19 protein-coding genes are annotated in these 19,413 nt (G+C 59.0%); 8 read left to right on the forward strand and 11 right to left on the reverse strand.

The genetic code is table 11. The annotated features are described in order from the left end of the window. Positions 1-375: 375 nt before the first annotated feature. Positions 376-1,578 carry a tyrosine--tRNA ligase gene (tyrS, locus tag DET50_RS14345; RefSeq protein ID WP_113863519.1) on the reverse strand — a complete coding sequence of 401 codons (1,203 nt, stop codon included), beginning with the start codon at positions 1,576-1,578 and terminating at the stop codon, positions 376-378. Between the two features lie 302 nt (positions 1,579-1,880). Between tyrS and DET50_RS14350 the strand changes: the two genes are divergently transcribed. Next, a complete protein-coding gene (locus tag DET50_RS14350) occupies positions 1,881-3,275 on the forward strand; it encodes an OapA family protein (protein ID WP_113863520.1) in 1,395 nt (464 codons plus the stop codon). A 4-nt stretch (positions 3,276-3,279) separates the two neighbouring features. Then, positions 3,280-4,377, forward strand: a complete 1,098-nt coding sequence (locus DET50_RS14355) for an anhydro-N-acetylmuramic acid kinase (protein WP_113863521.1) — start codon at positions 3,280-3,282, stop codon at positions 4,375-4,377. Between the two features lies 1 nt (position 4,378). On the opposite strand, the gene erpA is transcribed toward DET50_RS14355, so the two are convergent. From erpA to argC, 4 genes are all read right to left on the reverse strand, one after another. Next, complete coding sequence (erpA, locus tag DET50_RS14360; RefSeq protein ID WP_217647728.1) at positions 4,379-4,711, reverse strand: iron-sulfur cluster insertion protein ErpA; 333 nt, start codon at positions 4,709-4,711, stop codon at positions 4,379-4,381. An 84-nt stretch (positions 4,712-4,795) separates the two neighbouring features. Further along, the gene (locus DET50_RS14365) at positions 4,796-5,272 is read right to left on the reverse strand and encodes a bactofilin family protein (protein ID WP_113863522.1); all 477 of its coding nucleotides are present in this window, start codon (positions 5,270-5,272) and stop codon (positions 4,796-4,798) included. 1 nt (position 5,273) lies between these two features. Next, a complete protein-coding gene (locus tag DET50_RS14370) occupies positions 5,274-6,014 on the reverse strand; it encodes a DUF6776 family protein (protein ID WP_113863523.1) in 741 nt (246 codons plus the stop codon). A gap of 9 nt (positions 6,015-6,023) precedes the next feature. Continuing rightward, positions 6,024-7,061 (reverse strand): N-acetyl-gamma-glutamyl-phosphate reductase, encoded by a 1,038-nt coding sequence (argC, locus tag DET50_RS14375; RefSeq protein ID WP_113863565.1) that lies wholly within the window; start codon positions 7,059-7,061, stop codon positions 6,024-6,026. Positions 7,062-7,217: 156 nt separating this feature from the next. Between argC and DET50_RS14380 the strand changes: the two genes are divergently transcribed. Genes DET50_RS14380 through hemL form a run of 5 tightly spaced genes read left to right on the forward strand, consistent with a single transcriptional unit; the run spans position 7,218 to position 12,169 of the window. Then, positions 7,218-8,993, forward strand: a complete 1,776-nt coding sequence (locus tag DET50_RS14380; protein ID WP_113863524.1) for a chloride channel protein — start codon at positions 7,218-7,220, stop codon at positions 8,991-8,993. 3 nt (positions 8,994-8,996) lie between these two features. Further along, entirely contained in the window at positions 8,997-9,419 is a 423-nt protein-coding gene (gene hemJ, locus DET50_RS14385; protein WP_113863525.1) for a protoporphyrinogen oxidase HemJ, read from the forward strand. 41 nt (positions 9,420-9,460) lie between these two features. Next, entirely contained in the window at positions 9,461-10,219 is a 759-nt protein-coding gene (thiD, locus tag DET50_RS14390) for a bifunctional hydroxymethylpyrimidine kinase/phosphomethylpyrimidine kinase (protein ID WP_113863526.1), read from the forward strand. Next, positions 10,207-10,875 carry a thiamine phosphate synthase gene (gene thiE / locus DET50_RS14395; RefSeq protein ID WP_113863527.1) on the forward strand — a complete coding sequence of 223 codons (669 nt, stop codon included), beginning with the start codon at positions 10,207-10,209 and terminating at the stop codon, positions 10,873-10,875. Before thiD ends, thiE begins: the two co-directional genes overlap by 13 nt. 13 nt (positions 10,876-10,888) lie before the next feature. Next, entirely contained in the window at positions 10,889-12,169 is a 1,281-nt protein-coding gene (gene hemL, locus DET50_RS14400) for a glutamate-1-semialdehyde 2,1-aminomutase (RefSeq protein ID WP_113863528.1), read from the forward strand. Positions 12,170-12,203: 34 nt separating this feature from the next. Here hemL and DET50_RS14405 read toward each other — a convergent pair whose 3' ends face one another. The 4 genes from DET50_RS14405 to DET50_RS14420 all read right to left on the reverse strand — a co-directional run bounded on the left by DET50_RS14405 (position 12,204) and on the right by DET50_RS14420 (position 15,318). Next, complete coding sequence (locus DET50_RS14405; protein ID WP_113863529.1) at positions 12,204-13,544, reverse strand: tetratricopeptide repeat protein; 1,341 nt, start codon at positions 13,542-13,544, stop codon at positions 12,204-12,206. A gap of 139 nt (positions 13,545-13,683) precedes the next feature. After that, positions 13,684-14,049: a hypothetical protein gene (locus DET50_RS14410; RefSeq protein ID WP_113863530.1), complete on the reverse strand. Its 366-nt coding sequence runs from the start codon at positions 14,047-14,049 to the stop codon at positions 13,684-13,686. Next, on the reverse strand, positions 14,046-14,720 hold the full coding sequence (locus DET50_RS14415; protein ID WP_113863531.1) for an anti-sigma factor family protein: 675 nt from the start codon (positions 14,718-14,720) through the stop codon (positions 14,046-14,048). Before DET50_RS14415 ends, DET50_RS14410 begins: the two co-directional genes overlap by 4 nt. Positions 14,721-14,730: 10 nt before the next feature. Next, on the reverse strand, positions 14,731-15,318 hold the full coding sequence (locus DET50_RS14420; RefSeq protein ID WP_113863532.1) for an RNA polymerase sigma factor: 588 nt from the start codon (positions 15,316-15,318) through the stop codon (positions 14,731-14,733). 194 nt (positions 15,319-15,512) lie between these two features. On the opposite strand from DET50_RS14420, the gene DET50_RS14425 reads away from it, so the two are divergent. After that, a complete protein-coding gene (locus tag DET50_RS14425; protein WP_113863533.1) occupies positions 15,513-16,418 on the forward strand; it encodes a DUF4382 domain-containing protein in 906 nt (301 codons plus the stop codon). Between the two features lie 52 nt (positions 16,419-16,470). Here DET50_RS14425 and DET50_RS14430 read toward each other — a convergent pair whose 3' ends face one another. Together DET50_RS14430 and mrcB are read right to left on the reverse strand one after the other, a co-directional pair. After that, a complete protein-coding gene (locus DET50_RS14430; protein ID WP_113863534.1) occupies positions 16,471-17,049 on the reverse strand; it encodes a tetratricopeptide repeat protein in 579 nt (192 codons plus the stop codon). After that, positions 17,046-19,364 (reverse strand): penicillin-binding protein 1B, encoded by a 2,319-nt coding sequence (gene mrcB, locus DET50_RS14435; RefSeq protein WP_113863535.1) that lies wholly within the window; start codon positions 19,362-19,364, stop codon positions 17,046-17,048. The genes DET50_RS14430 and mrcB overlap by 4 nt, the downstream gene beginning before the upstream one ends. Positions 19,365-19,413 lie beyond the last annotated feature (49 nt).

Here is a 19,413-nt window from a genome sequence, read left to right on the forward strand (position 1 = left end):
CTTGGTTAACTTTTTAAAGAGCGTTGAGCGTCTGCTCAATCAAGGCCGCGTATTCTACATCGAATCCCGACCCTGTCAACCGTTAATTTTCAGCGTTTTCAAATCTCTCAAACCCGCTAAAAACCGTCCGGCTTACTGCTTCAAACGAGGCGCGCATTCTACACTGAACCGCCACCTTGTCAACCGCTTTCTGAAGAAATCTTTAAACCATTTTCTTCAAAGCTTTCAAGCAGTTACTCCCTCGGGCCGCCCCTGTCTCAGTGGCTTGTCCCTCAGAAGTGGTGCGCATTCTACAGCCCTCAGGGAAACTGTCAACGACGAATCTGAAAAAAATGCAAATTCGCCGCTGCCCTGGTTGCAGCGCAACCAAATCGATCACGCAGTAATCAAAACCCTGGCAATTTTCTTCTTGCCGGCCTGGATGACGCAGTCATCACCTTCTACAAACATGCGGCCACCCTCGAACTGTTTGCCATCTACATAGACAGCTCCCCGTCCGAGGACGTCCCTGGCGGCAGCGCCATTCTTTACCAGACCAGCCAGACGAAGAACGGCAGCCATCGGGATTTCACCCTGCCCTTCGAGGGAGACCTTCACTTCCGGAACATTCTCGGGAATCTCACCAAGCTCAACCCGGTTACCGGCAGACTTGTGCGCCGTCTTCGCTGCATCCTCACCATGGAAGCGAGTGATAATCTCTTCCGCCAGCAATTTCTTGTAGTCCTGAGGATTGGCGCCACCCTCGACAGCCTTACGGAATTCCTCCACTTCAGCCAGCGGCCGGAAGCTCAGCAACTCAAAGTAGCGCCACAACAGCTCATCCGGCATGGAAAGAAGCTTGGTGTACATTTCACCGGGAGCATCATTTACACCAACGTAGTTGCCCAGGGACTTGGACATCTTCTGGACGCCATCCAGCCCCTCCAGGATCGGCATGGTCAGAATCACCTGCGGTTCCTGACCGTAATGCTTCTGCAGGATTCGCCCCATCAGCAGATTGAACTTCTGATCGGTACCACCAAGTTCGACATCCGCCTCGAGCGCAACAGAGTCGTAACCCTGAACCAGCGGATACAGGAATTCGTGAATGGCAATGGCCTGCTCGGCCCGGTAACGCTTGGTGAAGTCATCACGCTCCAGCATCCGCGCAACGGTGTACTGGCCCGCCAGCTTGATCATGTCGGCAGCGGTCATCTTGCTCATCCAGTCGGAATTGAAAACCACATGGGTCTTCTCGCGATCCAGGATCTTGAACACCTGCTCTTTATAGGAAACCGCATTCTCGCGAACCTGCTCCTCGGTCAGGGGCGGCCGCGTAGCACTTTTACCAGTGGGATCGCCAATCATCCCGGTGAAATCGCCAATCAGGAAAATGATCTCGTGCCCGAGATCCTGGAACTGGCGCAACTTGTTAATAAGGACGGTGTGGCCGAGATGAAGGTCCGGTGCCGTGGGATCGAATCCCGCCTTGATACGCAGGGGCCGACCTTGCTTCAGCTTCTCAACGAGCTCCTCTTCCGGAATCAGTTCGTCAACGCCGCGCTTGATGACGGCCAACGCTTCATCTACAGATGCCATGAACTACACGTCCCCGTTAATGTGGTGAAAGATTCAGACCGTTACAGACTTCAACAAAAGAAATCTGCGATTTTGCCGTGCACTTGCTAAAGTAACCGCTCAAATATTACACAGCCCTGAGTGAACAGGGCGGCGTATTATAGCAGTGACGTCACAAGAAATCCGGAGGATGGAGCAGCAACCGTAATGTTCCACGCTGTCCCGCATGCATTTTATACGGTAATCTGTTGGTCTATACTTGAACAACAGCTTTAATTAGGTAGTTCAACCTGCCGGAATACCGATTAAAACGGGTGCGATACGTGCTGAAAAAGTTTCCCAAGACCCATATTACCCTCGCCGCTGCTACAACCGTTGTGGTGACAGCTGCCGTACTGATGAGCCCGAGCAGCAATGTTGAAGCCAAGCGCATGTCCTATGCACTGGACCTTGAGCAGGGCACCGTATCAGAAGCGGAAGGCCAACTGGCAGATACTCCCAGCCAGGCCCAGTCGGTTACCTCTGCGCCGGCAAAACCGGAACTTTCCGAAGCATCGGAAGGAAAAACAGCGGAAGAATTGGTTGCCGCCGCGCCGGCAGAGCCGGAGCTGGACTGGCAGACTTTCAAGATCAAATCCGGGGATACGCTGTCATCGCTGTTCAAGAAAGCCGGTTTTGACGATGGCATTATGCTTTCCGTCATCCATGGCGATGGTGAGGCCGAGAAGCTGCAACGCCTTTATGCGGGTGAGACTATCCGTTTTGCCACCGATGAAGATGGGGCACTGGCCGGTGTCGAACTCCAGCGCAACCTGCTTGAGACCCTCAAGATCACCCGTAATGAAGACGGCTTCACCGGCAAAACCGACATGCGGAAACCCGAGGCTCGTCCGGCTTTTGCTTCCGGCGTGATTAACGGCTCCCTGTACCTGGCCGCTCGCGAGGCCGGCATGAATGACCGCCTGACCATGGAACTGGCTGGCATCTTCGGCTGGGATATTGATTTCGTGTATGACGTTCGCAAGGGCGATCGGTTCGAAGTGGTTTACGAGGAACTCTACGTCGACGGAGAGAAATTCGGTACCGGCCGCATCCTCTCGGCACGCTTCGTAAACCAGGGTGAAGAGAATCTGGCGCTGCTGTATACCGACAGCAATGGTGACAGCGACTATTACACCCCTGAGGGCAAGAGCATGCGCAAGGCGTTTCTGCGCACCCCGATAAACGCTCGAGTATCCTCGTCATTCAACTTGCAGCGCCGACACCCGGTACTGGACGTAGTTCGCCCCCATGAAGGTACCGACTACGCCGCACCTCCGGGCACACCGATCAAGGCGGCAGGCAATGGCACCGTTCGCTTTGCAGGCTGGAAAGGTGGCTATGGCCGTACGATCATTCTGCAACACGGCAATAACATCACCACCCTCTACGCTCATATGAGAGGCCTGGCGAAAGGCATGAAAAAAGGTGTCAGAGTCAAACAGGGCCAGACAATTGGCTATCTTGGCTCCTCGGGCATGGTTACCGGCCCGCACCTGCACTATGAGTTCCGCCTTAATGGCTCACCGCGTAACTCGCGCACCGTGGATCTCCCGGACGCCAAGCCGGTGCCTGCCTCAGAAATGGCCCGGTTCAAGCAGGTGACCGAGCAGCGGGTAGCCCAGTTCGACGTCTTCCGCGAAAACTACCAGCAACTGGCTATGGCTCGGGAAGACTGAAACCATGGAAGCCTGGCTCGGGCTGATGTCCGGCACCAGCATGGATGGCATAGACGCCGTGCTGGTGTCCTTCCGGGACCGCACCGTCCAGATTCACGCAACTCACTGTCTCAGTTACCCGGACGAACTCCGCCAGCGCTTGCTCAATGCCAGCCAGAACCAGGCCAGCCCGGATGAAATCGGGGAACTCAACACCCTGACCGGTCAGCTGTTCGGCCAGGCAGCCTCCAGAGCGATCGCAGATTCCGATCTGGCACCGGGCAGTATCCGCGCCATTGGCAGCCACGGCCAGACCATCCGTCACCAGCCTTCCGGTTCAGCCCCCTTCTCCTTCCAGATCGGTAACCCGGCTGTCATTGCCGAGGCCACGGGCATCCCCACCGTGGGTGATTTCCGCAGCCGGGATATGGCCGCCGGGGGCCAGGGCGCGCCTCTGGTGCCAGCGTTCCACAAGGCCTTCTTCGGATCAAAGTCAGAAAACCGGTGCATCCTGAACCTGGGGGGCATTGCCAACATCACCTGGATCCCGGCCCAAGGCACGGGAGTGGTTACCGGTTTCGACACCGGCCCTGCCAACGCCCTGATGGACGCCTGGTGCCTGGACCAGACCGGCCGGCCCTATGATGCGGACGGACACTGGGCGCTGGAGGGGAAGGTGGATCAGGCGCTGCTGGATGACATGCTTTCCGATGCGTACTTCAAGCGCACACCGCCCAAGAGCACCGGCAAGGAGAAGTTCAACCTCGGCTGGATAAAGACCATGATCGCCCGCCATCCGGAGCTCAAACCTGAGGACATCCAGAGGACTCTGCTGGAACTCACCGCGTTGACTATTGCTGACCAGATGCCGGAAACAGGCGTGGATACGGTCTATGCCTGCGGCGGCGGCACCCGTAACCCGGAACTGATGCGTACGCTGGCCCGAACACTGCCACCCGCACGCCTGGCGGAAACGTCTGAACTGGGGCTTGATCCCCAGTGGGTGGAACCGGTGGCATTCGCCTGGCTGGCAAAGCAGGCTCTGGAGGGAAAACCGGGAAACCTTCCGGAAGTAACCGGTGCAAATGGCCCCCGGATTCTGGGAGCCATTTACCCGGCCTGAATCAGATGGAAAAGGAGCTGCCGCAGCCGCAGGTTGAGGTGGCGTTAGGGTTCTGCACTACAAACTGGGAGCCCTGCAAACCTTCCTGGTACTCGATGGTCGCACCGATCAGATACTGGTAGCTCATCGAGTCCACCAGCAGAACAACCCCGTCACGCTCGATAACTGTGTCGTCCTCTTCCTGACTCTCGTCGAAAGAAAAGCCGTACTGGAATCCGGAACAGCCGCCACCGGTGACAAAGACGCGCAACTTGAGATCGGGGTTGCCCTCTTCCTCAATCAATTCACGTACCTTGGCAACGGCACTGTCACTGAAAAACAGTGGGGTAGCCATCTGTTGCTGAACTGCACTCAAGCTCGCCTCCGGAAACATCGTTTACAAAGTAGCGATTATGGTATTCCTGACTAAAACAATCAACTATTCGGACTTTCCACCATCTTCCACCGCTTCCTCTGCTATCTCGTCAGGCTGAGTGGCCGCTTCCGAATGCCCGGAACGATCCTTGGTCAGCAGGCCCACTGGCTCACGCTGATGAACCAGATTGCCATTGACCGTAGCGCCCATCGCCATCTCGATCAGGTTGTAATAGACGTTGCCGTTAATGGCTGCCTTTTCCGCCAGTTCAAGGTGGTCGGAGGCGTAGACGTCACCGTTGACCGTACCATTGATAATGACATGGGGAGCGACGATATCGCCGGTGACCTCGCCAACTTCCGATATACGCAGTACGGCATCACTGCCTTCTTCGGCCACGACCTTGCCCTTGATCCGGCCATCCACATGCAATCCGCCGGAGAATTTCACATCTCCCTCTACCGTGGTCCGTGAGGAAACCAGGGTGTCAAAATGGCCAGTGGGCCGACGTGGCTTTTGCTGCTTTTTCTTACCGAGCATTTCAATTCTCCGTTAAATCATCCCAGTCAAAGGTTCGTTCTGCCTGCGAGGATTTGCGGCCCTCGGCTTGTGCCACCACCTGGACTTCGACTGGCTCGAAATCGTCCGGCAGCGCCAGGGTTCCCTCCACATTCTGGAAGAAGCGGAAACGGAATTTTACGCCAAGATCCTCAATATCCTGAGACAGATCACGCAGGGCAATGACTTCTTTCTCTTCGTCGCGCATGCCGATGACATTAACTGCCACCACGCCGGAAATGTAGTTCTTGTTATTGCCAACCTGGATCAGGACCAGCTTGAAATCCCAGACACCAGGCTGGTAGTCCGGAGCCAGGGTCAGGCTGTCCACCTGGAGGCCCTTGCTGGTTTCGGACGGCGCCATGATATTTTTATAGAAAGTCAGATCAGACTTCAGTGATGCGATGCGGGTTTCCAGCTCGACGATGGTTGTCCGTGCCTGTTTCAGCGCCTGGGCATCAATTGCCTTGCCCCGCTCCAGGTTTACCAGCTGCTGGCGCGCCTCCTTGTAGTTGCTTCGGAGATCATCGAGCTCCTCCTCCAGCACCTCGTTGGAGGCCGAGACATTGGAGAACCGGAAACCACCCTGCGCAAGCCCGGCCGCATAGCCGGCAAGCGCAGCGATCACCGTAAACGTTAACAGGATGGCGGTACGGCGAATCCGGTACCCGGGACGATGGCGGATGACCACATACTCTTCCGCCGGTTTGCGTGGTTCGCTCACGGATCGTCCTTAAGGCAGTAACGCCGGAGCTTCGAGCCCCATGGTTTCCCGGAAGCCGAACATGATGTTCATGTTCTGGACTGCCTGACCGGCCGCACCCTTAACCAGGTTATCAATCACCGACGAAACGATCACGATGTTGCTGTCTTCCTGGCGGTGCAGGGCCATCCGGCACTGGTTGGCACCACGAACGCTGCGGGTCTCCGGGTGGCTGCCAAAGGGCATCACATCAACAAACGGCTCGTCCCGGTAACGCTCCTCGTAGAGGGCCTGCAGACGGTCGAAACCGGAAGGATCTTTCAGCTCCGCATAAAGCGTGGCTTCGATGCCGCGAATCATCGGAATCAGGTGCGGCACAAAGGTGACACCCACCTGGCTGCCGGCGGCTCCGGTCAGGCCCTGGCGGATCTCCGGCAGATGACGGTGGCCAGATGCACCATAGGCCTTGAAGCTCTCGCCAATTTCACCGTGCAACATACCGATCTTGCCCTGGCGCCCTGCGCCACTGGCGCCGGACTTGGCATCGGCGATCAGGCGCGAAGGATCAACCAGTCCCTGCTCCAGAAGAGGCAGGAAACCCAACTGGACCGCGGTCGGATAACAGCCGGGGTTAGCAACCAGCTGGGCACTGCGGATCTCGTCACGGACCACTTCCGGCAGGCCATAGACAGCCTTTTCCGCCCACTCCGGGGTTTCATGGGGCATGCCGTACCACTGGGCCCAGACGTCCAGATCCTTGAGCCGGAAATCCGCAGACAGGTCAACGACGCGCACGCCTGCTTCCATCAGTTCAGGCACCATACGCATCGCTACACCGTGGGGCGTGGCAAAGAACACCAGGTCACACGCCTTGAGCACGCCGGCATCAGGCTCGGAAAACTCGAGATCGAAGTGCCCGCGCAGATTGGGGTACATATCGGCGACCGGCATACCGGCCTCGGAGCGGGAAGTTATGCAGCTGACAGTTACTTCCGGGTGAACGGCCAGGATTCTCAGCAGTTCCACACCGGTATAGCCGGTGCCACCAACGATGCCTACTTTAATCACCATTTTCTCCAGCGACGTCGAATCAGGAATTGGAAGTTTGGTGGTCTAGTCTACCATGATAAACCAACGACTTATTGCAGCGCGGAGGCCGACCGCTACAATGTTGTCACAAACCCGTTAACACACCGTCATACCTGAACCGGAATCCCTGCGATCATGCGGAATATCTGGCACCAGATCACCGAAAACCTGATCCCCGTATTCCGCCGCAGGCTTTCGGGTGTCGACGCGCTGCCGCAACTTGCGGTGCTGGGTCTTTTATCGGGCCTGATCACCGGCGGCGTAATTCTGCTGTTCCGGCTCGCCATCGAGTGGCCCCTTGAACACTTCCTGCCTGGTGCCGGTTCCGAATCTTTCGAGCAGCTGGATATCCTGACTCGCGGGCTGTTACCGCTCGCCGGTGCCCTTGCTCTGGGCCTGATGCTGCACCGACTGGCCATACACGACCGCAAGGTCGGTATTGTCCACGTGATGGAGCGCCTGAATTACCACCAGGGTTACATCTCGTTGCGCAGCGCCATCGTACAGTTTGTCTCCGGCGTCAGCACCGTGGTAACCGGCCAGTCAGCGGGCCGGGAGGGGCCCGCCGTGCATCTGGGCGCAGCGTTCTCCAGTCTGATGGGGCAATGGATGCGCCTGCCCAACAACAGCATCCGGACCCTCGTGGCCTGCGGCTGTGCCGCTGCCATCTCCGCCTCGTTCAATACGCCCATTTCCGGCGTGCTCTTTGCCATGGAAGTGGTGATGATGGAATACACCATTGCCGGCTTCACCCCGATCATCCTGGCCGCGGTGAGTGCGGCCATCGTCAGCCAGGCGGTCTATGGATCGGAGCCCGCTTTCAGCGTTCCGGCTCTGACCATGAACTCCCTGATGGAGATTCCCTGGATCCTCGCCATTGCAGTAATCATCGGTATTGCCGCGGCGCTGTTCATCCAGCTGGTGGACGCCATGGGCCGCCACCACCACCAACCGGTGCTTCTGCGTATCGGCATCGCCGGCGCCCTGATGGTGCCGTTCGCGGTGTTCATCCCGGAAACCATGGGCATCGGCTACGACACGGTCAACGCAACCATCAACGGTAACCTGGGGTTCTGGCTATTGTTATCTGCCGGCGTGGCCAAGCTGGTGATTACCTCCCTGAGCATCGGGCTCGGCATGCCCAGCGGCGTCATCGGCCCGACCCTGTTCATGGGAGCGACGCTGGGCGGAGCCATGGGCCTCGTGGGGGCGCAAATTGCACCAGACATTGCTTCTTCCGTGGGCTTCTACGCCATGCTGGGTATGGGGGCGATGATGGGGGCGGTGCTGCAGGCTCCCCTGGCCGCACTGATGGCGGTGATGGAGCTGACCCGCAACCCGAACATCATCCTGCCCGCCATGCTGATCATCACCACGGCCAGTCTGGTCACCAGCGAGGCCTTCGGCAAGAAGTCACTGTTCCTGACCATTCTCAAAAGCCAGGGTCTGAGTTACCAGAACTCGCCGGTCATCCAGGCACTTCGCCGGGTATCGGTCGGCGCCATCATGGACCGCAACATCCTGCGCACAGAACGGCACCTCTCCATTGAGGAAGCCCGCAAGGTCCTCAAGTCCGAGCCCAAGTGGCTGATCGTTGAAGGAAGCAATGGCCCCACCGCCCTGCTCCCGGCGGTGGACCTGGCCCGATACCTGGAAGATACCGAGGAAACCGCAGCCGAAGAGGGGACCGAGATGCCGGAATCCATCGATCTTATGGACATCCCCGCTAACCGTCGGGACGTTGCCCCGGTACAATACCAGGCGACCCTCGAGGAAGCCCTGAACGAATTCGATTCCACCAATGCCGAGGCCCTTTACGTGCAGCGGCACGTCGCGCCCATGATCCAAAGGGTGTACGGCGTGGTATTGAAGTCTGACATCGAAAGCTACTACCAATACCGACGGAGTTAACGGATGCTGTGGGTAAAAGCCTTCCACATAATTGCCATGGTGTGCTGGTTCGCCGGCCTTTTCTACCTGCCGCGGCTGTTTGTCTACCATGCTGCCTGTGAGGACCAGCCGGGGCGAGACCGCTTCAAGATCATGGAGCGCAAGCTGTATCGGGGCATTACCACCCCGTCCATGATCGCCACGGTAGCCCTTGGCATCTGGCTGATCAGTTACAATGTCTCCGGTTATTTCAGCCAGGGCTGGCTGCATGCCAAACTGGTGCTGGTTGCCCTGCTGATCGTCTACCACTTTTATTGCGGCCATCTGGTCAAGGTGTTCCGGGATGACATGAACCACCGAAGCCATGTGTTCTATCGCTGGTTCAATGAGCTGCCCGTCTTCGTCTTGCTTGCTGTGGTGATACTCGCTGTCGTCAAACCGTTTTAAGGAGCAGAGCCATCAAACGCTACACTCGTCCCCAGGTTCTTGTGCTGTCCGGACTAGACCCCTCCGGTGGCGCCGGCATCCAGGCCGATATCCAGGCCATCACCTCCCTGGGTTGTCACCCCCTGCCAGTACTTACCTGCCTGACGGTACAGGATACCCGTAACGTCTATGACGCCCAGCCTGTGGACAGCGCACTGATTCGCAAACAACTGGACTGCATTGCAGCGGATGCCCCCATCCATGCCATCAAGACCGGGGCTCTGGGGAATGCCGAGGTAGTCGACGTTCTGGTGGAATTCATCAAGGTCCGACCCGGAATTCCGGTGATCACCGACCCGGTCATCAAAGCCGCCGGCGGTGGCGACCTGGCGGACGAAGCCCTCATCACTGCCATGAAGGAACGCCTGTTCCCACTGGCCGAGATGATCACACCAAACGGTATTGAACTGGCCATGCTCGGTGGCAGCGAAGAACCGGAGCAGGCAGCGAAGCACCTGATGGATAGGGGCTGCGAATCGGTGCTGGCCACCGGCGGCCACGGTACCGGCCTGCACATCATCAATACCCTGTATAACCACAACCCGGGGCCCATGCGCTGGGAGATCGAGCGCGTGGGCGGCGAATACCATGGCACCGGCTGTACCCTGGCCGCGGCCATTGCCGCCGGACGGGCATCGGGGCTGTCGGCCCGTGCCGCCATTTCCCAGGCCCAGAATTACGTCAACCGGGCGATTCTCCATGCCCTGGACGTTGGCAAGGGCCAGCCCGTTCCGGACCGGGGTATCCTGTGGGAACGCTAGGAAAAGGTCTCCGTCCCGGCCTGTATGCCATTACCGACAGCAAACTCACCCCGCCTGATCGTCTGCGGGCATCCGTGGAAGCCGCACTGCGCGGAGGCGCCGTGCTGGTACAATACCGGGAGAAAGCCGCTCCGTGGCCAGAGCGGCTGAGCCAGACCCGGGACCTTCAGGCCATTTGCAGTAATGCCGGTGTGCCCTTGATCATCAACGATGATCCCCAACTGGCTAAGCGCATCGGAGCCGCCGGCGTCCATCTCGGTCAGGGCGACGGATCGCTGGCGCTGGCCCGCCAACTGCTGGGTGAAGATGCGATTATTGGTGTCACCTGTCATGCCAGGCTGGAACTGGCCCACCGTGCACTTGCCGAGGGAGCCGATTACCTGGCGTTTGGACGCTTCTATTCGTCCAGCACCAAACCGGATGCGCCCGGAGCAGATCCGGCAGTCCTGACCGAAGCAAAACACCTCGGCAAACCGGTCACGGCCATCGGCGGGGTAACAGCAGACAATGGTGCTCCTCTGATTCGGGCGGGAGCCGATTTGCTGGCTTCGGTCGGTGGCGTGTTCGGAGGCACACCGGAACAGATTGAACAGAAGGCGAGAGCCTTCGGGCGGCTGTTCGCTGCCCACCATCCACTTTTCTCATTATCGGATTAACAGGAGCCGAACCATGACACACTCCGAAACCTTGTTCGAAGAGGCGCAAAAATACATACCCGGTGGCGTGAATTCACCGGTAAGGGCCTTTCGCGGCGTGGGCGGCACCCCGATTTTCTTCAAGCATGCCGAAGGCGCGTACCTGTTTGATGAAGACGACCGCCGCTACATTGACTACATCGGCTCCTGGGGCCCGATGATCCTCGGCCACTCCGATCCGCGCATCAAGCAGGCCCTGCATACCCAGGTTGACCTTGGCGTCGGCTATGGTGCTCCCACCGCTATCGAGACCGAAATGGCCAAGAAGGTGTGCGAACTGGTGCCCTCCATTGATCTGGTACGCATGGTGAACTCCGGTACCGAAGCCACCATGAGTGCCATCCGCCTGGCGCGGGGCTACACCGGCCGGGACAAGATCGTGAAATTCGAGGGCTGCTACCACGGCCACGTGGATTCACTGCTGGTAAAGGCAGGTTCTGGTGCGCTGACCCTGGGTGTTCCCAACTCCCCGGGCATTCCCGCCAGCCTGGCGGAGCATACCCTGACCCTGACCTATAACGACATCGACGAAGTCCGGGATACGTTCGAGAAAATGGGTGACCAGATCGCAGCGATCATCGTGGAGCCGGTTGCCGGCAACATGAACTGCATCCCGCCGGTTCCGGGCTTCCTGGAAGCATTACGGGAGGTCTGTGACCAGCATGGGACTGTTCTGATCTTTGACGAGGTAATGACCGGTTTCCGGGTGTCCCTGGGCGGCGCTCAGGGTTACTACGGTGTCACCCCGGATTTGACCGCCCTGGGCAAGGTGATCGGTGGCGGCCTGCCTGTCGGTGCCTTCGGCGGCAAGCGAAAAATCATGGAGCACATCTCGCCCCTGGGGCCCGTTTACCAGGCCGGCACCCTGAGCGGTAACCCGCTGGCCATGGCAGCGGGCCTGACCACACTCAACGCAATTTCCGAGCCCGGCTTCCATGACCGGCTCACGGAAAGGACCAACGCCGTGCGCGATGGCCTGAAACAGGCGGCTGACGAAGCTGGCATTCCGATGACGGTACAGAGCGCCGGCGCCATGTTCGGTTTCTTCTTCACCGAGGAAGCGTCAGTCACCCGCTTCGATCAGGTGATGGCGTGCGACGTGGAGCGTTTCAAGAAGTTCTTCCAGGGCATGCTGAAAGAAGGGGTTTATCTGGCACCGTCGGCCTTCGAGGCAGGGTTTACCAGTGCGGCGTTGACCGACGACGATATCGAGCACACGATTGCCGCGGCCCGCAAAGTGATGGCGACACTGTAACTGCAGCACTCCGGGTCCGGCCGCTTGGCCGGACTCAGAGCACGCCCTCCAGCGTCACCATGAAGGTGTGGCGCTGGTAACTGTAACTGTCTATCTCACTGCTGTTGTCCCTGAACAGCCATTCTCCCCGCAGCAACCAGCGCCGGCTCAGGCCATACTCCGCAAAAGTTCCGGTTTCCCAACGCCGGTCCGTGCGCCGTTCAACCACCACCATATCGCCTTCCAGCAAACGGTGGGGATCCTGGTAACGGCTGTACCTGAATCCTCCCATGGCGCCCAGCACAAGATCTCCCCAAACACTGTAACGGGCGACGCCTTCAACTGCGTGATGTTGCGGTGAGACACTGACAAACTGGCTTCCCGATGTCAGATCGCTCCGGTCATTCAGTTCCCAGAGGTACTTTCCTTCCAGATTCCACGCTCCTAACCAGCGCCCCGCCCTGGCGCGCAGCCGGTACCACTGGCCGTCGTAGGCCTCGAACGAGCTTCCCCCGTCCACTCTGGCAGCAGCCAGGGACACATCGCAGTCATCGATCGGAAGCGCAACCGGGCACCGGGTCCAGGCCATAAGACCCTCCACGCCATAGCGTGTCTCGAACGCGTCTGGACCGAACCACGATTGACTCAACACCGCTCCCAACTGACGGCTCAGACCCGCATCCTGTTCTGACCAGGCGAGCTTGCCCTGAAGGAATTTGGTGTTGTAGTCATCGTCGTCCGGATAGTCCCGGCCAAAAAAAGCACCTTCCAGGTCCCAGCCGGAGCTCCTGTCACCGTGGAGGCGAGCACTACCAGCAACCACTGCATCCAGGAACAGGCCGCCCTCCCGGGTGGTGGCAGTCTCCGGGAGACCGGCAATGTTACTGTCGTAGCCACCCGATGCGGCCAGGTAAAGGCGACGGGGACGACGGTCGGAAACCGCCACCTGACGGCCCATATCTGCAAGCCTGGCCCGGGCCAGGTCCTGCAGTTTGTCAGGGCCGTCGCTCTCAATGACCGACAGGAAGTAATCCCGGGCGACCGGTTCGTCGTTCCGCGCCAGGGCAATCAGGCCAAGGTTATAGCGTGCCAGGGTTTCATGGGGAGAAGACAAGAGGCGAGCGAACGACTCTTCTGCGGCATCCAGCTGACCCAGTCGGTAATACACTACACCGAGGTTGTAATGGAGGGTCATGGAATCCAGACCGGCAGCGCGCGCGGCTTCCAGCCGTTGTCGTGCGGCCTTCAGGTCACCTTGCTGGAAAAGCTCGACACCTCTGCGAAAGTCGGCCTGCGCCGGCGTTTCCCCGGAGGTGTCCTGTGCCGGTGACGGCACGGAGACAAGCAGGAGTGAGCAACTTAGCAGCAGCTTACGGGTGAGGCAGGCAGCCAGCAAACAACACCTTCCCTTTTTTCCGGATCAGGGGGATGAATCGGCGGGCTGACGGCAAGCCAGCGTTACCGAACGATAACGCGACAAGTATAACAGGGAGACTGAAAAATGGCTGCCCGCCATGGCATGGCGGGCAGGAGAATCAATTGCGGGGTTTGGCTGCCTCGGGCAGGTTGTCCCGAACGTCCTGCACGTGTTCAGGCAACTCTGGCCTGTCCGGCTTTTCTCCGGCGGATTCGCGGACCTTATCGGCCATTTCCTGGCCAAATTCGCGGCCCTGCTCACGGGCATCCCGGGCCATGTCCATCCCCGGTGCCTCTCGGCTCTCTCTTGCCTGATCCGGACGTTCGACAGATGCGGGTTCAGGCAACTCGATCTCGCGGACGACGGATTCGGTCAATGTCCGCTCATCGAGCACCATGCGCATGGTGACATCAAGGTCCTCACGCGCATGGGCCTCGGACGCCAACAGCGCAACGAGCATTGCTACCGGAACATACCATCTCATGATGCCGGCACCTCCTGATTTTCAATCGAACCGGGAATCTCGACCCGGAAACTCTTTTGCTGCTCCCCCGTATTCAGGCGAGCGACCAATTCTCCCCTGCCGGGAAACAATACCCTCAACGGCAGGGAAACCACATTCTCGCCAGCATCCAGACTGATTTGCCAGCTCAGCTCCTGCCGTCCCGGCCATGGAGACAACTCCACATTCGGTGGCAGTTCAAGAGTCAGAGTGACATTGTCCAACGCCTGGCCCGAACGGAATGCCAGCTTCACAGTCTGCTCAACGGGCTCGAAAACCACAGGCTCCGGTGACTGTTGGCCGGCCAGCTGCTGCTGTGGTTCGGGAGAGGTTCCCTGGTTCAAAAACACACCCAGTGAAACCCCCAACGCCAGCGCCGCAGCGATAGCACCGCCAACCACCCGATGGCTCCAGCGCCCCTGCCGGTCCGGTTCTGTTGTTGCCGCTGACAGCACCCGGGATTCAAACCCTCGTGACGGCTCGGGAATGCGCTGGCGAACCTGCAGTTTCTCACCCAGCAGCCGTTCCGCCTCCAATGCCCGGCTACAGGCTGCGCACACAGACAGGTGCTCAGCTACCGTCTCCCGGTGCTGGGCTGGCAACTCATTGTTCAGGTAAGCTACAAGGCTTACGCGGATTTCCCGACAGGACATAGTTATCACCTCAGTTTTCCACACGCCCGGCGCTTGCTGTTGGTTCCAGCTGTTGCAGTAATTTTTTTCTCAGTGCTGCGCGGACCCGATGCAGGCGGGATTTCACGGTCCCCAGGGGGATATCGAGAATTTCGGCGATCTCATCCTGGCGCCAGCCATCCACATCGTGAAGGAGCAACAATGTACGCTGGTCTGGCTCAAGGGTGGCAATGACCCGGTCCAGCTCCGGACCCAGTCGCTCAAGCTCCAGCAGGGCCATTGGCCCGGTGTCTTCGGCATCAAGGCTGTCGAGCCAGTCGGCCTGGCTGTCAGCCTCCACCAGTTCACTCATGGGCCGATCACCCTGCCGGCCCTTTCGCCGCAACTGGTCGATGAAGTGCCGGTACAACACCCGATTCAACCAGGGGCGCAACTGATCCACCGACTCCAGCTCATCCAGACGGGGATACAGTTTGACCACCACATCCTGGACCAGATCCTCGGCATCCTGCTGCTGCCCCGCCAGCCGGAAGGCAAAACGGTACATGGGCTCAAGATGGGGCTGGATCAGGATCTCGAAACGCCGTTTTTTACCTGGCTTGAAGGAGAGAATCGACAAAACCGTTACTACCCGTGTGGTTCGCTGTTGAAGCGGCAAGTCTATAACAGACCGGCCCGCGGTTGCAGTTACGGAGCTGACCAAGCCGCGAGCCCATTACAGCCAGATGAGGAAAGGTTAACAAAATTTCCGGAACCCTCACCGATTTTGTGTCGTGGATTGAGGGAGATTCAACCAAAACCCACGGAGGTTGTATGAAGCGTTCAATCCAGATTTTTGCCGTATCTGCACTGGCAGCGGGTATTGCCGCTTGTGGTGGTAGTAGTGATGGTGGCACATCGACCGGTAGTGTTAGTGTAGGGCTCACGGACGCCCCGATTGATAATGCTGATGCCGTGAACATCGAAGTTGAGGCACTGGTGCTGCAATCACCCGAGGGTGACCGACTCCGGTATGAATTTGACTTCCCGCAGCCACTCAATCTTCTCGAGCTTCAAGGCGGTGCCGTAGAAGCCCTGATTCAGGATGAGGAAGTGCCGGCCGGCGAATACAGTTGGATGCGCCTGGAAGTTGGCACCAACAATACCATTGAAATTGACGGTGCTGTCTACGACCTCACCACCCCGTCAGCACGCGGCGTACAGACCAGTGGCTTCGTGGTTCCGGCCGGTGGAGAAGTTGCGCTGACCATCGACTTTGATGTTCGAAAATCCATTGTAAATCCACAGAATGACACAACCTATAAGCTCAAGCCTGTGGTTAGGCTCGTCGACAACTCGACAGTAGGGACGATCAGCGGAACCGTAACGGCGGAACTCATCAACGAGCAATGCACTGACGTTACCACCGTGGAGGAATCCTTCATTGGAAACATCTATGTGCATGAGGAGTTCGATCAGGCTCCGGATGATATCGGCAGCGCGAACGAACCACTCGTTGTAGTTCCCGTAACCAACAATGGAAGCGAAAGCACATACACGGCAGCATTCATTCCAACAGGGGACTACACAGTCAGCTATTCTTGCGGCGATGACTTCGTCGAAACAACTGATGGACAACCCGCCGATGACGACCTGACATTTGTGGGAATGCAAAATGTAGAAGTGGTTGAGGGCGAGACCGCAACTGCGAACTTTGATACCCAAGTAGTACAGCAGTAATCTTCCTTGGATAAAGGAAAAGGCGCGGTAGTGATCCGCGCCTTTTCTATTTCTAAAGCGCAGCAGCCCTCGCTTCCGCCTGATCCGCCCCGGCCACATTCCCCCGGGCCCGGCGAATATCCGCCAGCAATAACCAGCCCGCTCTCTGCAGACGGGTATTGTCACCAGCCAGCGACAGACCCTTCAGAGTGAACTGTTCGGCGCTGCCCAGGTTACCGGCTGCCACGTAGGCCTCGGAAAGTTTGAAATAGACCTCCGCCGAACGGGGTGCAATGCGCTGCGCCCGCTCCAGGCGGGAAATGGCTCCGGGGGTATTGCCCTGGGCCAGCAGGTTATCAGCCTCATTGACCAGGCTCTTAGCCGCCGGGGAAAGACTCTCGCCCGAATCCTGGTAGCTGGGCGCGGTGTCCCGGCGTTCCTCTACAACCGTAGGCTCCTCCTCCGGCTGTTCGCTCTTGCGCCACACCGGCTCCTCTTCCGGCTCGCTGGTGGACGTCCGGGGCGGCTCCGGGGCTCTGGTTTGCTCCCCGCCACCAATCGGCACGTAGATGGAGCCAGGACCGCTGGCACAGCCTGCCAAAGCGAGGACGGCGCCCAGGGCGCCCGCACGGGTCAACACAGATACTTTCATCGGAACAATCCTTCAAACCAGCCTTGAATTCGACGCTGCAGGTTACCGGAACAGGACACTTCCTGATCCGGCTCGCTGCCGGCTATGAATGGGACAAGGCGCGCATTTTCGCAGTATTCGTCGGTGAGAGCCTGCCTTTCGGCGTTGACCCAGTGATAGTTTACACCGTCCGGCACCACCGGTGAGAAACCATGCTGGGGTACGGCGGCCATGAACCGAGACCATATCGGCAGCGCCCCGGAAGCACCAGACAGGGACGTCGGGCCATTGTCATCCCGGCCTACCCAGGCAACCGCCAGCAGGTCACCGCTGAAGCCGGCAAACCAGGAATCGCGGCCGTCATCGGTGGTGCCGGTCTTGCCGGCAACGGTCAACTGTTCAGGGATGGTATAGTATGCCGAACGACCAGTGCCCTCTTGCATGACTTCCTGCATCGCATACTGCACCAGGTGTACCGCAGCCGGGTCAGCCACCTGATCCACCTCCAACGGATAGCGATTCAGTGGTTCCCCCTGTGAATCCGTCACCTCACGGATGGTGCGCAAGGGCGTGTTGAACCCGGAAGTGGCCAGCCCCTGGTAGATCTGGGCCACGGTGACCGGCGTCATGGAAATCGATCCGAGCAGCATCGACGGGTAGCGGGAGATCGACGACGTCACGCCAAATGCCTGCAGGGTCTCGGCCACCACATCGACACCGATATCCAGCCCGACCCGAACCGCCGGCAGGTTGTAGGAGTTGGACAGCGCCTCGTGCAGGGGCACCTCTCCGCGCTCCTCCTTATCGTAGTTTTTGGGCTCCCAACGCCGGCCATCATCAAACTCGAGAACAAAGGACTTGTCATTCACGGGCGTGATGAGGGTGTAACGATCCGGTTGCGACAGGGCGGATAGGTAGATGAACGGTTTGATCAGGGAACCAATCGGTCGCTCGGCATCCAGGGCCCGGTTGAAGCCTGCAAATCCGGGGTCCTTGCCGCCAACCAGAGCCAGCACTTCGCCGCTGTCCTTGGCAGTCACCACCAGGGCCGCCTCCAGTGCCTTCCGGACTTCACCGCTGGCGAGCCTTGGCATGGTCTCCTCTACCGCGTATTCGGCGGCATACTGGATGGCCGGATTCAGGGTAGTGAAAATCCTGAGACCTTCACTGCGCAAATCTTCCTCGCGGTAATCCCGGGCCAGGTGCCGACGCACCAGATCTATGTAGGCCGGGTACCGGTTCTCGGAGTAGGACGGCTTTTCGCTGACGCCCAGTGGCAATCCCCGGGCCCGGGCCGCCTGGCCCGGATCAATCAGCCCGGCCTCTTCCATTTCGGAGATCACCAGGTTCCGGCGCTCCGTGGCCCGTTCGGGGTTCCGGCGGGGATTGTAGTAACTCGGCCCCTTGACCATACCCACCAGCAGGGCAATCTGGTGAATCTCGATGTTCTTGAGGGATTCACCGAAATAGAACTGACTGGCCAGACCGAAGCCGTTGATGCTGCGGGTGCCCGCCTGGCCGAGATAAACCTCGTTCAGATAGGTTTCAAGGATGTCGTCTTTCTCATAATGCCATTCGAGCAGCACCGACATCAGTGCTTCATTACCCTTGCGCAACAGGGTCTGCTCCCGGGTAAGGAAGAAGTTCTTTACCAACTGCTGGGTCAGCGTACTGCCCCCCTGAACAATCTCTCCTGCCCGGAGGTTGGCCAGCATGGCCCTGGCGATGGACAGGGGCGCAATGCCGAAATGGTCATAGAAATGCTGATCTTCAACCGCCATCAGGGTTGCCGGCAGCAGCTCCGGCACTTTGTCCAGTTCGACCAGAATGCGGTCTTCCTTGTGGGTCGGGTAGATGCCACCAATCTGCGCCGGTTCCAGGCGCACGATCGGCGCAGGGTCGCCACTCAGGACCCGGAAGTTCTCGACCCGATCCCCGTAGATGCCGAAGGCAATCCGGCGGCGCGGCTCCTCACCGTCCGGGAAGCGGAAGCCCCGGGTGCTGATCACGAAGCGATTGCCATTGCGACTGTAGCTTCCAGCCTTGTCACCGTCCCCCCGGCGGAAACCGGAAAGTTCCAGCTCCCGTTGGAGGGCGGCCGTGCTGACGCTGGCTCCGTCATACAGTTCCAGGGGCCGTGCGTATACCCGGGAGGGAATCTCAAACCGGCGGCCTTCAAAGCGGGAGGTCACCACAGCATCCAGGTACACCATCCAGCCAGCGAGCAACACCAGACCGATCAGCGAGACCCGGAAAAACAGGCGCCAGAACCACGGCCGGCGGCTGGACTTCGGGGATTTGCGGGAGGATTTACGGGGAGTCTTTGATTTTGCCATGGCGCGATTATAGCGAAGGGACACCCCGGTAAGGCAGGCCCGCTGTGTG

It is taken from the genome of Marinobacter pelagius (genome assembly GCF_003315345.1).
GTDB lineage: Bacteria > Pseudomonadota > Gammaproteobacteria > Pseudomonadales > Oleiphilaceae > Marinobacter > Marinobacter pelagius_A.

Excerpts from the sequence above, each read along its gene's own strand:
- DET50_RS14355 (WP_113863521.1), top strand. The coding sequence starts at position 3,280 with ATGGAAGCCTGGCTCGGGCTGATGTCCGGCACCAGCATGGATGGCATA.
- erpA (WP_217647728.1), bottom strand. The coding sequence starts at position 4,711 with ATGGCTACCCCACTGTTTTTCAGTGACAGTGCCGTTGCCAAGGTACGT.
- tyrS (WP_113863519.1), bottom strand. The coding sequence starts at position 1,578 with ATGGCATCTGTAGATGAAGCGTTGGCCGTCATCAAGCGCGGCGTTGAC.
- hemJ (WP_113863525.1), top strand. The coding sequence starts at position 8,997 with ATGCTGTGGGTAAAAGCCTTCCACATAATTGCCATGGTGTGCTGGTTC.
- hemL (WP_113863528.1), top strand. The coding sequence starts at position 10,889 with ATGACACACTCCGAAACCTTGTTCGAAGAGGCGCAAAAATACATACCC.
- DET50_RS14425 (WP_113863533.1), top strand. The coding sequence starts at position 15,513 with ATGAAGCGTTCAATCCAGATTTTTGCCGTATCTGCACTGGCAGCGGGT.
- DET50_RS14380 (WP_113863524.1), top strand. The coding sequence starts at position 7,218 with ATGCGGAATATCTGGCACCAGATCACCGAAAACCTGATCCCCGTATTC.
- DET50_RS14365 (WP_113863522.1), bottom strand. The coding sequence starts at position 5,272 with ATGCTCGGTAAGAAAAAGCAGCAAAAGCCACGTCGGCCCACTGGCCAT.
- DET50_RS14410 (WP_113863530.1), bottom strand. The coding sequence starts at position 14,049 with ATGAGATGGTATGTTCCGGTAGCAATGCTCGTTGCGCTGTTGGCGTCC.
- DET50_RS14430 (WP_113863534.1), bottom strand. The coding sequence starts at position 17,049 with ATGAAAGTATCTGTGTTGACCCGTGCGGGCGCCCTGGGCGCCGTCCTC.
- DET50_RS14415 (WP_113863531.1), bottom strand. The coding sequence starts at position 14,720 with ATGTCCTGTCGGGAAATCCGCGTAAGCCTTGTAGCTTACCTGAACAAT.
- mrcB (WP_113863535.1), bottom strand. The coding sequence starts at position 19,364 with ATGGCAAAATCAAAGACTCCCCGTAAATCCTCCCGCAAATCCCCGAAG.